General features: G+C 41.4%; 11 protein-coding genes. 7 read left to right on the top strand and 4 right to left on the bottom strand.

Annotated features, from left to right (window positions below; translation table 11 throughout):
• The first annotated feature begins 9 nt into the window (after positions 1-9).
• Complete coding sequence (gene holA / locus FXF36_RS11555) at positions 10-990, top strand: DNA polymerase III subunit delta (protein WP_151624244.1); 981 nt, start codon at positions 10-12, stop codon at positions 988-990.
• On the opposite strand, the gene FXF36_RS11560 is transcribed toward holA, so the two are convergent.
• The gene (locus FXF36_RS11560) at positions 991-2760 is read right to left on the bottom strand and encodes a sensor domain-containing diguanylate cyclase (RefSeq protein WP_151624246.1); all 1770 of its coding nucleotides are present in this window, start codon (positions 2758-2760) and stop codon (positions 991-993) included. It abuts the gene before it with no gap.
• A 105-nt stretch (positions 2761-2865) separates the two neighbouring features.
• Between FXF36_RS11560 and FXF36_RS11565 the strand changes: the two genes are divergently transcribed.
• Positions 2866-3672: a PilZ domain-containing protein gene (locus tag FXF36_RS11565; RefSeq protein WP_151624248.1), complete on the top strand. Its 807-nt coding sequence runs from the start codon at positions 2866-2868 to the stop codon at positions 3670-3672.
• Positions 3673-3724: 52 nt separating this feature from the next.
• Here the strand turns inward: FXF36_RS11565 and rpsT are convergent, their stop codons facing one another.
• The 3 genes from rpsT to lepA form a co-directional block, all read right to left on the bottom strand.
• Positions 3725-3988 (bottom strand): 30S ribosomal protein S20, encoded by a 264-nt coding sequence (rpsT, locus tag FXF36_RS11570; protein WP_072914510.1) that lies wholly within the window; start codon positions 3986-3988, stop codon positions 3725-3727.
• A 130-nt stretch (positions 3989-4118) separates the two neighbouring features.
• Positions 4119-5336, bottom strand: coding sequence for a radical SAM family heme chaperone HemW (gene hemW, locus FXF36_RS11575; RefSeq protein ID WP_524538418.1), 1218 nt, complete (start codon positions 5334-5336; stop codon positions 4119-4121).
• Complete coding sequence (gene lepA, locus FXF36_RS11580; RefSeq protein ID WP_151624252.1) at positions 5323-7128, bottom strand: translation elongation factor 4; 1806 nt, start codon at positions 7126-7128, stop codon at positions 5323-5325. The genes hemW and lepA overlap by 14 nt, the downstream gene beginning before the upstream one ends.
• Before the next feature lie 201 nt (positions 7129-7329).
• Between lepA and hrcA the strand changes: the two genes are divergently transcribed.
• The 5 genes from hrcA (at position 7330) to galT (ending at position 14124) form a co-directional block, all read left to right on the top strand.
• On the top strand, positions 7330-8382 hold the full coding sequence (gene hrcA / locus FXF36_RS11585; protein WP_151624253.1) for a heat-inducible transcriptional repressor HrcA: 1053 nt from the start codon (positions 7330-7332) through the stop codon (positions 8380-8382).
• A gap of 48 nt (positions 8383-8430) precedes the next feature.
• On the top strand, positions 8431-9027 hold the full coding sequence (grpE, locus tag FXF36_RS11590; RefSeq protein WP_151625775.1) for a nucleotide exchange factor GrpE: 597 nt from the start codon (positions 8431-8433) through the stop codon (positions 9025-9027).
• 108 nt (positions 9028-9135) lie between these two features.
• Positions 9136-11031 carry a molecular chaperone DnaK gene (gene dnaK / locus FXF36_RS11595; RefSeq protein ID WP_151624254.1) on the top strand — a complete coding sequence of 632 codons (1896 nt, stop codon included), beginning with the start codon at positions 9136-9138 and terminating at the stop codon, positions 11029-11031.
• Positions 11032-11217: 186 nt separating this feature from the next.
• Positions 11218-12384, top strand: coding sequence for a molecular chaperone DnaJ (dnaJ, locus tag FXF36_RS11600; RefSeq protein ID WP_151624255.1), 1167 nt, complete (start codon positions 11218-11220; stop codon positions 12382-12384).
• Between the two features lie 246 nt (positions 12385-12630).
• Positions 12631-14124, top strand: a complete 1494-nt coding sequence (galT, locus tag FXF36_RS11605; RefSeq protein WP_151624257.1) for a UDP-glucose--hexose-1-phosphate uridylyltransferase — start codon at positions 12631-12633, stop codon at positions 14122-14124.
• The last annotated feature ends 19 nt before the right edge of the window (positions 14125-14143 follow it).

The following is a 14143-nucleotide window of genomic DNA, read 5'->3' on the forward strand; positions in this document are numbered from 1 at the left end:
CTTTTATCTATGAAACGAATAGACGAAGACATTGCAAACGGACAATTTAAGAATATTTATTTGCTCTATGGCGAGGAGGATTACCTAAAGCTTCAGTACAAGAATAAGCTATTAGCTGCTCTTGTTACTGAGGGCGATAATATGAATTTCTCTAAGTATTCAGACTCTGGAATCAATGAGCTTGAAATTATAGACCAAGCTGAGACAATGCCGTTCTTTGCCGAACACAGAGTTATTCTTATTGAAAACAGCGGTTTTGGAAAGAAGATGCCTGAAAAACTGGGAGAGTATTTAGGCACAATTCCTGAATTTACGATTTTCATTTTTGTGGAGCCAACAGCAGATAAACGAGGAAAGCTTTATAAGGCTGCCAAGGCTGCTAGTCGTGATATTGAAATCAATATGCCAAATGAGAGTGATTTGGCAAAATGGGTTGGTGGAATGATTAAGAGCGCTGGTAAGCAGATGAAGCGAGAGGCTTGGAGCCAGTTTCTTATGATGACTCACGACAGCATGGATAATATGGCAACAGAGCTTGAGAAGCTTATCACCTATGTTGGTGATAGAGATCAAATCACATTAGATGATGTTAATGCAATCTGCGTTGCCAGAGTTGAAACCAAAATCTTTGATATGATAAATGCTATTTCAGCTAAGGATTTGAGAAAGACTTTGGATTTATATCAGGATATGCTTGCGGCCAAGGAGCCAGCTATGCGAATCCTTTACATGATAGTTCGTCAGTTTAGGCAGATGAAGGTTATAAAGCAACTATATGCTGGTGGCGACAATGTGTCAGCCATTGCTAGAAAGGTTGGCTCACCAGATTTTGCTGTAAAAAGAACACTTCAGCTTGCATCCAATTTCTCAGATCATGAAATAAATGCACTGCTTAATGATTCGGCTGATTTTGAAAAGAGCGTTAAAACAGGCCAGCTTGACGAGAAGCTGGCCGTAGAGCTTATAATTATGAAATATGCAGGAAAGTAATTATTTTACACAAGATTTATTCTTTCCTGTGTTTTTAGCTTCATAAAGTGCATCATCTGCACGTTTAAATAGAGTTTCCTCTGTATCACCTGGTAAGAATTCAGTGACACCAAGACTTATTGTCACTATTCCTACAGGTTCGATTATGGTAGAGGAAACTCTTTTTCTTGCTTCCTCCATATTATCAAGTATCCTTTCAACTGGAAGTGTAGGTGCAATGAACAGGAATTCCTCGCCTCCCCAGCGTCCGAAAATACTACTTGGGAGTTTTTCTATTTCATGATACATAGCTTCAGAGATTCTTTTGAGTACCAGGTCGCCAATATCGTGACCATAGGTATCGTTTACATTCTTGAAATTATCAATATCTACGATTCCAAGGGTCATTGGAATATTGTATTTCTTTGCTCTATGAAGGGCATCATGAACAAGACGATGAAGCATACGTCTGTTGTAAAGACCAGTAAGCTCGTCAGTCTCAGCGATTTCTTTAAGTTGTTCGTTAGCCTCTCTAAGCTCTGCAGAGGTAACATTAATAAAATTTGCAAGCCTTCGAACCATAGAAATCTGATTGTGTATCTTTTGCTCATCCGACATTGGAAGTAGGCGGTCAATATTATGGGCATGGGTAATTTCACATTTTGCACCTTCTCGCATACCGACAGCAATTAGGGTTACATGATGCTCGATAATATAATCACCCATATTCATAATCTCGCCAGAAGAGTAGAAGCCACATACTGGTGCAATAGAAGAGAACTGTCCAGTTTCTTTATTAATCAGATACTTCCAGTACAGTCTTCTGACACCGCAGCTGTATAGGAATATAGCCTGTGGCGCAAACTCCAGAGTTTTATTATACAATTCTCTTACATCTGCCTGTATTACATCAGGATCACCATAGGAAAGATTTACAGGTGTTCCTTTATCAATATCTGCCGCCAAAATAATTGAGTTATCTTCTTTTAAACAAGAGAATGGAAGGCGCAGAACATCATAACCATGCTGATGCGACATGATTGGGAATTCTAGAATATTAGAGAAGAAATCATCGTCCGCTTGGATATCCAAATATTTTGCATATATCTGACCGGCTGGAACATTGTCCAGCTCGTATAGATGCTTACCTTCGATTTTTGTAACTGCAAAATCTTTGCCCAAAGGCTTCCAACCAATGGCGTGATTTATTTCTACAATCAAATCTGGTCCGGAATAGGTTACTAAAGCAACTCCGGTTTTGGAGAGAGAATCATTGCTGATTACCTTAGTGTCGTTTCCAGATATATCAGCATCAGCGCTACCGCCACCGAAAATATGTATATCTGCCTTCTTTTTTTCAGCATTTGTAAGTACAATACGGCTGTTTATAGACTTTAATGTTATGAGGATTTCGGCTGCCTTAATTTCACTTGTTGAGTCAATTATTTCTCTGATTTTATCTCCGGTTTCAGTCTCGTTGCCCGGAGGACAATCTAACAAGTATACAGCAACATCAGTTGAATCGAAAACAGTAGCAGCCAGTACGACGCCATTTGTAGAAAGCTGACCCTGGCAAATCGCACCATTAGTGCTGGTACCTGCTACAAGGGCATCTGGAAAAACATCAAGGATTTCATGCTGTAAATTCTGTATTTCTTCGTCTATATAGTTAGCTGTGTAGACATGAAAAAGCAAAGAGCTGTAATGCAGCTCGGATATTTCGGCCTTTAGCTTGGCTAATGTAGGCTGTATTTTTGATTTTTGGCGGATTTCATAGTTATATTGCTTCAAAATATTTCTCCTAATACTATTGCCTGAAGTCCTATGCTAAATATATCATGAAAGCAGTGGAGAATTCATGATACTTAAGTGAAATGTTTTTGATATAATGGTGATATGGATAAAAATATTCTTACAATCAACAAAATTGATTCGCAGGTAACACTCTCGATTATCGCAATTCTAGATAATAAGAAAATGGAGCTGCCTGTTGACTATGTCTCTATTTCTGATGCAGAGCTTGCAAACTTTAAGAGTATCTATGGTTCTTTTATTGTTCCTGTGGGGGATGTGGTGAAAGAGTGGGAGGAGCAGCTTTTCAAGGTTTCATTTAAGGGGCATCTCTCAAAGCTTGAGCTTATTGCAGTCACTGACGAGGGTGTGTACAGATGGGGAGACGTTAAAATCTTTAAGGTGAGGCTTCAGTCTGGTAAGAATATTCAGCTTCTGAAGGCTATGTGTAACGACGGTCAAAAGTTTAACAGGCGCCGTGGGGTTAGGGTTGATTTAGACCGACGGATGAACATAGAGATGGATGGTCAGTACTATAATGTGCTTATTCGAGATATGTCTTACTGTGGAGTTGGATTTGTTAACCCGGAAAGTTTGAATATCTCCAAGGGACAGCCGTTCTTCCTTCATTTGACAGATTTTGATTCCAAGGGAGAGCCGGTTGAACTTGCCAGACTGGTTTGTAAGGTTGTGAATACCAGGGAAAAGAATGGCGTAACCACTAGTGGCTGTATTATTTCCTCTAACCATGCCCAGTTCTTACAGCGCTATATTGCTAAAAAGCAGATGGAAGAGATAAGTGGTAAGAGAGAATTTGTGGGATATCAAAAAAATGTTGAGGGGGAAAACTGGCAGAAAACGGTCGCAGCGGCCCTTGAAAAGAAGTTTGAAGAAAAACAGGAAATGAAGTAAATAAAAAAGCCAAGGTTGACGGGACCTTGGCTTTTGAATATTTAAAAATTAATTAAGCAAGTGTGTTAACAAGCTTTGAAAGACGAGATACCTTGCGGCTTACAGTGTTATCATGATAAACACCCTTTGAACCAGCCATCTCGATAACCTTGATAGCAGCCTTAAGCTCAGACTCAGCAAGTGCCTTATCCTTTGCCTCAACAGCAGCCTCAACACGCTTAACGTATGTCTTAACCTCTGATCTGATTGCCTTGTTGCGCTCAGTTCTAACAGCTGTTACCTGAACACGCTTCTTTGCAGATTTGATATTTGCCATGTGTTGCTACACCTCCAATTTGTATAAAAATAAAATGTTCAAATTTAAATACGTTGTAGCCGGACACGGACAGTTCAACGCATACTCAAATATAATAGATAATGAATCCCTCTTTGTCAAGAGTTATCATCTATTTATCTAATAAAAATTTTGAAAGGACCTGATTACTAACATCAATTCCTATATCAGTAAGGAAAAGTCTGCCTTCTTTGGCATCCATGAATCCCTGATTGCGAAGGGCTGTGATGATAGGTCCGTAGATTGCCTCGATATCAAGGCCAAACATCTGATAAAAATCGCTTCTGGCAATTCCATCTATTTTTCTAAGGCCGAGGAACATGAATTCTTCCATTGCTTCCTTTTTAGAAAGGACTTCCTCTGATTCAAAGTAGGGCGAGGACAGCTCGGATTCAACCTGTTTTCCAGAGGCAATAGCCTCGGAAATCTCGCAGTATTTATATATGTCGCGAATGTTGTTTGTTCTAACATTGTTAAATAAAGATGCTGAGCCAAGACCTAGACCAAGATATGGAACTCTGTCCCAGTAGCCTACATTATGACGGCAGATTTTGCCTCCGCGGGCATAGTTGGAAATTTCGTATCGCTTGTAGCCTTTGGCTGCTAAATAGTCCATGGTGAATTTATAAAGCCTGTAGGATTCTTCGTCAGTAGGAAGGTCCTCAGTTTCCATTCCAGCCTGCTGCTTAACAGCATCGAATTTGTATTTGTCGTAGAATGGTGTACCCTCCTCAATGATAAGAGAGTAGGCTGAAATATGCTCTGGACGGAGCATGGTAACAGCGTTAAGTGTTCGCTCAAGCTTTTCTCTAGTCTGATGAGGCAGTCCTGTCATAATATCTACGTTTACATTGTCAAAGCCAGCTTTTCGAACTAAATCAAATGTGTGCAAAAAGCGGTTGTAGTCGTGGATTCGACCGAGCTCCTTGAGCTCGTCATCATTTGCTGACTGAAGACCGATACTAAGTCTATTAATGCCGATGGAACGGTATACATTAAGCTTTTCAGCAGAGAGAGTACCAGGATTGCATTCCACAGAAATCTCCGCCATCGGATTCAGCTTGAAATACTGCTTGACCGTGGTGATAATTGCATCCATTAAATCTTCTGAAAGCCAAGATGGGGTGCCACCACCTACATATATAGTAGAAACAATACAATCAGGATGGCTTGCAGCCTGATACTTAATTTCTGTGCATAATGCAGCAACATAGCGTCGCTGCATTTTTTCATCAAAAACCCCTGACAGGAAATCGCAATATAAACATTTTTTTACGCAAAAAGGTATATGAATATATAGTTCGATAGGTGTCATTTTAGTCCTCGTCAAGCTTAAGAACGCTCATGAAGGCTGCCTGTGGAATCTCCACATTACCAATCTGACGCATTCTCTTTTTACCTTCTTTTTGCTTCTCGAGAAGCTTCTTCTTACGAGAAATATCACCGCCGTAGCATTTTGCAAGAACGTCCTTGCGCATAGCTTTTACAGTTTCGCGGGCGATAACCTTTGAACCAACGGCAGCCTGAATAGGAATCTCGAAAAGATGGCGTGGAATCTCGTCCTTGAGCTTTTCACACATTTTGCGTCCACGCTCGTAGGCTGTTCCGGAGAAGACGATGAATGAAAGTGCATCAACTTCTTCTTTATTAATAAGGATATCAAGCTTAACAAGCTCGGATTTCATGTATCCCTTCATTTCATAGTCGAAGGAAGCATATCCACGTGAGCGGCTCTTAAGTGCATCAAAGAAATCATAGATGATTTCATTTAGTGGAAGAGTATATTTGATGAGGGCGCGAGTCTCCTCAATATATTCCATGCTGATGTATTGTCCACGACGTTCCTGGCAAAGGTCCATAATTGCACCGATGTAGTCGCTTGAAACCATTATCTCGGCTTCAACTATTGGTTCTTCCATGTAATCAATTTCAGAAGGATCTGGAAGATTGCTAGGATTTGTAAGTTCTATCATTGCGCCATCCGTCTTGTGGACACGGTAAACAACTGATGGAGCTGTAGTAACCAAATCCAGGTTATATTCACGTTCAAGACGCTCCTGAATAATTTCCAAATGTAAAAGTCCAAGAAAACCGCAACGAAATCCGAAGCCCAAAGCAACAGAAGTCTCTGGTTCAAACTGAAGAGCTGCATCATTAAGCTGAAGCTTCTCGAGAGCATCTCTTAAATCTGGATATTTCGCACCGTCTGCAGGATACATACCACAGTAAACCATAGGGTTAACCTTTTTGTAGCCTGGAAGTGGTTCAGCTGCAGGCTTTTCCTTGTGAGTGATTGTATCACCTACACGTGTATCACGGACATTTTTAATAGAGGCTGTCATGTAGCCAACCATGCCGGCTGGAAGCTCGTCACATGGAATGAACTGACCTGCTCCGAAATAGCCAACCTCAACAACATCAAACTCGGCACCTGTTGCCATCATGCGGACAGAATCCCCAACCTTGAGAGTTCCTTCCTTAACACGGCAGAATACAATAACGCCCTTGTAAGGGTCATAAAGTGAATCGAAGATAAGTGCCTGAAGAGGCGCCTTTGGGTCGCCCTTTGGTGCAGGAAGCTGATTTACGATAGCCTCCAAAACATCATGAATATTAAGGCCTGTCTTTGCAGAAATCTGTGGAGCATCCTGAGCCTCGAGACCGATAATGTCTTCGATTTCCTCAATGACGCGATCTGGGTCTGCAGAAGGCAAATCTATCTTATTAATAACAGGAATAACATCAAGGTCGTGGTCAAGGGCAAGGTAAACATTTGCCAAAGTCTGAGCCTCGATTCCCTGGGCTGCATCAACTACAAGAATCGCACCATCGCAAGCAGCGAGAGAGCGGGAAACCTCATAATTGAAATCCACGTGACCTGGAGTATCAATAAGATTAAAGATATATTCCTGACCATCATCAGCCTTGTAGATGATACGAACGGCCTGAGACTTGATTGTGATTCCACGCTCACGTTCAAGATCCATATTATCAAGAACCTGTGCCTGCATCTCGCGGTCGGTCAGGGTACCTGTCATCTGTATGATACGATCAGCAAGGGTAGACTTGCCGTGATCGATGTGTGCAACAATGCAAAAATTTCTAATTTTACTCTGATCCATAAATTCCTCTTCTTATTTATATTTCTTAACCTTGAATAGTTTACCATGTTTGGCGTTTTTTATCTATTTATAAATATAAAAAAAGGATAAAGTCTGTTGACAAACTATTTGTGTAGGTGTAAATTAACATCAGTAAATGATTAGCACTCCAAATAAGTGAGTGCTAACAAAATTAAGACCTTTCCAAAGTGAGGTGAATGTATGGCTGATACAGAGCTTGATGAGAGAAAAGTTAAAATACTAAACGCTATTATTAAGAACTATTTAGAGACAGGAGAGCCGGTTGGTTCCCGTACAATTTCTAAATATACCGATTTGAATTTAAGCTCAGCCACCATTCGAAATGAGATGTCAGATCTTGAGGATTTAGGCTACATTGTTCAGCCTCATACCTCGGCAGGCCGAATTCCTTCGGACAAGGGCTACAGATTCTATGTTAACAATCTGATAGCTGCCAAGGACAAGGAAGTTTCACAGATGCAGGAATGGATGATTGAGAAGACTGAGAAGATGGAAAATCTTCTTAAGAATGTGGCAAAGGTTCTTGCAACCAACACACAGTACGCAACAATGATTTCTGCACCAGCAGTTGTTTCAAATCGTTTGAAGTTTGTTCAGCTTTCAGCTGTCGACGAGCATCAGGTACTTTCGGTAGTTGTCATGGATGGCAACATCGTTAAGAACAAGATTATAAATGTTGAGAAACCACTAGATAATGAAACTATGTTGAAGCTAAATATGCTTCTCAACACAAATCTTAATGGCCTTACGGTTGACCAGATTAATCTGGCACTTATTACTAGACTTAAAGAGCAGGCAGGCATTCATGATGAAATCATAGCCCAGGTGCTTGATACCGTAGCTGAGACAATCACTCAGGATGAGGATTTGCAGGTTTACACCTCAGGAGCTACCAATATTTTTAAGTATCCTGAGCTTGCGGATTCGAAGAAGGCATCAGAACTTTTAGATACCTTTGAGGAAAAGCAATCACTTATGGAATTGCTTAGTGATAGCTCAACAGATGGTGAGAATACAGGAATTCAGGTATATATCGGTGAGGAAACACCAATTTCTACCATGAAGGATTGTTCGATTGTTACAGCAACATACGAGCTTGGCGATGGAGTCAAGGGTACCATTGGTATCGTTGGTCCAAAGCGAATGGATTACGAGAATGTTGTTGATAATATAAAGAGTCTCAAGGGACAGCTTGATAAATTACTTAAAGAAAATGATAAACGTGGGACTTGATGAAAGTTATTAAGGAGATAGTTAGTAGTGGCAGAGAATACAGAAAAGATGGAAGAGTTTTCTACTGAAGAAGCAGTTAAAGAGGCAGTAGAGAACGCTGAAGAAATGACAGAAGCTACCGAGAATTCTGAGGCAGAGCAGACAGAGGCTGATAAGGCCGAGGGCGAAGCAAAGGAATCTAAGAAGGGCTTCAAGAAGAAAGAAAAGAAAAAGGATAAGAGAGACGAGCAAATCGAACAGCTCAATGACAGGGTTTTACGTCAGATGGCAGAATTTGAAAACTTCCGCCGTCGTACAGAGCAAGAGAAGTCTCAGATGTTTAGCATGGGTGCTAAGAACATCATTGAAAAGATTCTTCCTGTAGTAGACAACTTCGAGAGAGGTCTTGCTACAGTTGAGGAGGGAGCAGATCCATTTGCTGATGGAATGCTCATGATATACAAGCAGTTGCTTACAACTCTTGAAGAGGCTGGTGTTAAGCCTATCGAGGCTGTAGGACAGGAATTCAATCCAGATTTCCACAATGCAGTAATGCATGTTGAGGATGAGGAAGTAGGCGAGAATATCGTCGTAGAAGAATTCCAGAAGGGCTACATGTATAATGACAGCGTAGTTCGTCATTCAATGGTAAAGGTTGCTAACTAGGTGATGTTTAAAACCGAGTAAGCGAAGGTTTTGAACATCAGGAGGCCCATTGGCCGACGATACAAATTTAGACAGATTACACTAGTAAGAAAATAGGAGGAAATAAAAATGGGAAAGATTATTGGTATCGATTTAGGAACAACTAACAGCTGTGTTGCTGTTATGGAAGGTGGAAAGCCTACCGTTATCGCAAATACAGAGGGTGCTAGAACAACACCATCTATCGTAGCTTTTACAAAGACAGGTGAGAGACTTGTCGGTGAGCCTGCAAAGCGTCAGGCTGTTACAAATGCTGAAAAGACAATCGCTTCTATCAAGAGAGATATGGGTACAGACAATGGCCGTATCATCGACGACAAGAAGTACAGCCCACAGCAGATTTCAGCTATGATTCTTCAGAAGCTTAAGAGTGATGCTGAGAACTACCTTGGTGAGACAGTTTCAGAGGCAGTTATCACAGTTCCAGCATACTTCAACGATGCTCAGCGTCAGGCTACAAAGGATGCTGGTAAGATTGCAGGTCTTGATGTAAAGCGTATCATCAACGAGCCTACAGCAGCTGCACTTGCTTATGGTCTTGATAACGAGCAGGAGCAGAAGATTATGGTATACGATCTTGGTGGTGGTACATTTGATGTATCTATCATCGAAATCGGTGATGGTGTTATCGAAGTTCTTGCTACAGCTGGTAACAACAGACTTGGTGGTGATGATTTCGATCAGAAGATTACAGATTGGATGCTTGCTGAGTTCAAGGCAGCTGAGGGAGTAGATCTTTCTACAGACAAGATGGCTCTTCAGAGACTTAAGGAAGCAGCAGAGAAGGCTAAGAAGGAACTTTCTTCAGCAACAACTACAAATATCAACCTTCCATTCATCACAGCTACAGCTGAAGGTCCAAAGCACTTCGATATGAACCTTACACGTGCTAAGTTTGATGAGCTTACACATGATCTCGTAGAAGCTACAGCAGGTCCTGTTAACCAGGCACTTAAGGATGCTGGTCTTAACGCTTCAGAGCTTTCAAAGGTACTTCTTGTTGGTGGTTCTACAAGAATCCCAGCAGTTCAGGATAAGGTAAAGGCTCTTACAGGACACGAGCCAAGCAAGACTCTTAACCCAGATGAGTGCGTAGCTATCGGTGCTTCTATTCAGGGTGGTAAGCTCGCTGGTGATGAGGGTGCAGGCGATATCCTTCTTCTTGATGTAACACCACTTTCTCTTTCAATCGAGACAATGGGTGGTATTGCAACTCGTCTTATCGAGCGTAACACAACTATTCCTACAAAGAAGAGCCAGATCTTCTCTACAGCAGCTGATAATCAGACAGCAGTTGATATCAACGTTGTACAGGGTGAGCGTCAGTTCGCTAAGGATAACAAGTCACTTGGACAGTTTAGACTCGATGGTATCCCACCAGCAATGAGAGGTGTACCACAGATCGAGGTTACATTTGATATCGATGCAAACGGTATTGTAAACGTATCTGCTAAGGATCTTGGAACAGGTAAGGAGCAGCACATCACAATCACAGCTGGTTCTAACATGTCTGATGATGATATCGAGAAGGCAGTTAAAGAGGCTCAGGAGTATGAGGCTCAGGATAAGAAGCGTAAGGAAGCTGTTGACACAAGAAACGATGTTGAGAGCTTTGTATTCCAGACAAAGAAGGCTCTTGATGAAGTAGGCGACAAGATTGATGCAGCTGACAAGGCAGCAGTTGAGGCTGATATTGAGGCAGCTCAGAAGCTTCTTGATCAGTACAGCACTCCAGAGGAAATGTCTGATTCTCAGATTGGTGAGCTTAAGGCAGCTCAGGAGAAGCTTACAGAGTCAGCTCAGAAGGTATTCGCAAAGATGTATGAGCAGTCACAGGCAGCACAGGGCGCAGCAGGTGCAGGTCCAGACATGAGCCAGTTCACAGGAGCAGGTGCGGGTGCAGGAGCAGGCGCTCAGGGCCCAGCTAACGACGACGTCGTAGACGCTGACTTCAAAGAAGTTTAATTTTTCTGAATATTATATGCTGTGAAATGACGAGGGCATTCAATGCGAGCCAGTAGGCAGCAAGCTCTTAGATCTCTCAAGCGAGACATATAGTCAAGCTGAGAGATACTAAGGCTTGTAGCCGTAACTGGCGTTGATAGAAGTTAGATTGTTATTTCACAGCTTATTTGTGTAAAGGATATTATTATGGCAGATAAACGTGATTATTATGAGGTCCTTGGAGTTTCCAAGACAGCCTCAGATAGTGAGCTTAAAAGTGCATACAGAAAGCTTGCAAAGAAGTATCATCCGGATATGAATCCGGGTGATGCAGAGGCTGAAAAGAAATTCAAGGAAGCCTCAGAAGCTTACGCAATTCTTTCAGACCCAGATAAGAGACGTCAGTACGATCAGTTTGGTCATGCTGCCTTTGAAAACGGCGGTGGCGGAGCTGGTGGTTTCGATTTCTCTGGTATGGATTTCGGTGATATCTTTGGCGATATCTTTGGAAGCTTTTTCGGTGGCGGCGGTGGTCGTGCATCAAATGGCCCAATGCGTGGAGCTAATCTTCGTGCAGCTGTTCATATCACATTTGAAGAGGCGGCCTTTGGTTGCGAAAAGCAGATTGAAATTGTTCTTAAGGATGAGTGTGCGGCTTGTCATGGAACGGGTGCTAAGCCTGGTACAAGCAAGCGTACCTGTACAAAGTGTGGTGGCAAGGGCCGTGTGATGGTTACTCAGCAGTCACTCTTTGGAATGGTTCAGAATGTTACAACATGTCCAGACTGTAATGGTACAGGTGAAGTTATTGACACTCCATGTCCAGATTGTAACGGTACAGGTTATGTTGCCCGCAAGAAGAAGATTTCAGTATCTATTCCTGCTGGTATTGATAACGGCCAGAGTGTACGTATTCGCGAAAAGGGTGAGCCAGGACGCAATGGCGGTCCAAGAGGCGATTTACTTGTAGAGGTTATCGTTGCAAATCATCCTATTTTCCAGCGTAGAGATTATGATATTTATTCTTCAGCACCAATTTCATTTGCACAGGCAGCACTTGGTGGAGAGGTTATCATTGATACTCTTGATGGCAAGGTTTCTTACGAGGTTAAGGCTGGAACTCAGACTGATACTACAATTCGTCTCAGAGGAAAGGGTGTACCTTCGCTTAGAAACAAGTCTATGAGAGGCGACCACTACGTTACTCTGGTAGTTCAAGTTCCTACAAGCCTTTCAAAGGATGCAAAGGAAGCTCTTCGTAAGTTTGACGAGCTTACAGGTAGTACCACTGTAGGTGGTCCAAAATCTGTAAAGCCTGAAAAGAAGCGTAAGGGCTTCGCCGACAAAATTAAAGACGCTATTGACGATTTATAATCGTAGTAAAAATGTTTAGAAATCAACTTGTAGCTATCAAGCTCTTGGTGTTGCTGCAAGGCACATTCTAAAGTGCCTGTAAGTAATACCAAGGCTTGAGAGTGTAACAAGTTGATTTTTTTATCGACATTTTTGCATTTTTTTAGTTGTAATTGCACATTTTTCACTCTTAAAACACAGATTTGGAAACTGAATTGTGTTAATATAGTTTCGTAGATATAATTTCGACTTTTACGGAGGATACGTATGTTACAGGAGAGTATTAAGAAATTAGTTCAGTACGGAATTGATACAGGTCTTACACCAGAGTGTGAGCGAATCTATACAACAAATCTTCTTCTTGAATGCATGAAAGAGGATGAGTACACAGATCCTGATTGTGATTTAAGCAATAGTGTTCTTGAGGATGTGCTTGCTGATCTTTTAGATGAGGCTGTAAAAAGAGGCATCATTGAGGATTCAGTTACTTACAGAGATTTGTTTGATACAAAGCTTATGAATCAGCTTTGCCCTAGACCATCTCAGGTTATTGATAAATTCAATGGTATATATAAAAAGGATGGTGCAGAGGCTGCTACTGACTATTTCTATAATCTTAGTCGCAGTTCTGACTATATCCGTACATATAGAGTTAAAAAGGATTTAAAGTGGACAACAGAGACAGACTACGGAACATTGGATATCACAATAAATTTATCTAAGCCAGAGAAGGATCCAAAAGCAATTGCTGCTGCAAAAAATGCAAAGCAGTCTGCTTATCCTAAATGTCAGCTTTGTATGGAAAATGAGGGTTATGCTGGCCGTACTAACCATCCAGCAAGAGAGAACCACAGAATTATTCCTATCATTATCAATGATAGCAAATGGGGCTTCCAGTATAGCCCATATGTATATTACAACGAGCATTGCATCGTATTTAATGGTGAACATACACCTATGAAAATAGAGCGTGCCACCTTTGTTAAGCTTTTTGATTTTGTAAAGACTTTCCCACATTATTTCCTTGGAAGTAATGCGGATCTTCCTATTGTTGGCGGTTCAATTCTAAGCCATGATCATTTCCAGGGAGGTCATTATACATTTGCAATGGAAAAGGCTCCAATCATCAAGGAGTTTACAGTTAAAGGTTTCGAGGATGTTCATGCAGGTATTGTTAAATGGCCACTATCTGTAATTCGTCTTCAGTGCAAGGATGAGAAGCGTATTATTGATTTGGCAGAGCATATTTTGAACGCCTGGAGAGGTTACACTGATGAGGCCGCATTTGTTTTTGCTGAGACAGATGGAGAGAAACATAACACAATTACTCCTATAGCAAGAAAGCGCGGAGAATTATTTGAGCTTGATTTAGCCCTCAGAAACAATATCACAACAGAGGAGCATCCCCTTGGAGTTTATCATCCACATGGGCATCTTCATCACATCAAAAAGGAGAACATCGGTCTTATTGAGGTAATGGGACTTGCAGTTCTTCCAAGCCGTCTCAAGGCAGAGATGGAGGAGCTTGCTGACTATATCGTCTCAGGAAAAGACATTCGCTCAAATGAAAATTTAGAGAAACATGCTGACTGGGTGGATGAATTTATAAAGAATTATGATGCAATCACAGATGATAATGTAATGGAAATTCTTCAGCAGGAAATCGGAAAGGTATTCTGTCAGGTGCTTGAATGTGCAGGAGTATTCAAGTGCACCGAGGAGGGTCAAAAAGCGTTCCTTAGATTCATCGCAACATTGTAAATACTTACACTTGAAAAAT

Source organism: Pseudobutyrivibrio xylanivorans, assembly GCF_008935055.1.
Lineage (GTDB): Bacteria > Bacillota > Clostridia > Lachnospirales > Lachnospiraceae > Pseudobutyrivibrio > Pseudobutyrivibrio xylanivorans_A.

What these genes read in the sequence shown, in the direction of transcription:
- holA (WP_151624244.1), top strand. Translation starts at nt 10, where the DNA reads ATGAAACGAATAGACGAAGACATTGCAAACGGACAATTTAAGAATATT.
- FXF36_RS11565 (WP_151624248.1), top strand. Translation starts at nt 2,866, where the DNA reads ATGGATAAAAATATTCTTACAATCAACAAAATTGATTCGCAGGTAACA.
- rpsT (WP_072914510.1), bottom strand. Translation starts at nt 3,988, where the DNA reads ATGGCAAATATCAAATCTGCAAAGAAGCGTGTTCAGGTAACAGCTGTT.
- lepA (WP_151624252.1), bottom strand. Translation starts at nt 7,128, where the DNA reads ATGGATCAGAGTAAAATTAGAAATTTTTGCATTGTTGCACACATCGAT.
- hrcA (WP_151624253.1), top strand. Translation starts at nt 7,330, where the DNA reads ATGGCTGATACAGAGCTTGATGAGAGAAAAGTTAAAATACTAAACGCT.
- grpE (WP_151625775.1), top strand. Translation starts at nt 8,431, where the DNA reads ATGGAAGAGTTTTCTACTGAAGAAGCAGTTAAAGAGGCAGTAGAGAAC.
- dnaK (WP_151624254.1), top strand. Translation starts at nt 9,136, where the DNA reads ATGGGAAAGATTATTGGTATCGATTTAGGAACAACTAACAGCTGTGTT.
- dnaJ (WP_151624255.1), top strand. Translation starts at nt 11,218, where the DNA reads ATGGCAGATAAACGTGATTATTATGAGGTCCTTGGAGTTTCCAAGACA.
- galT (WP_151624257.1), top strand. Translation starts at nt 12,631, where the DNA reads ATGTTACAGGAGAGTATTAAGAAATTAGTTCAGTACGGAATTGATACA.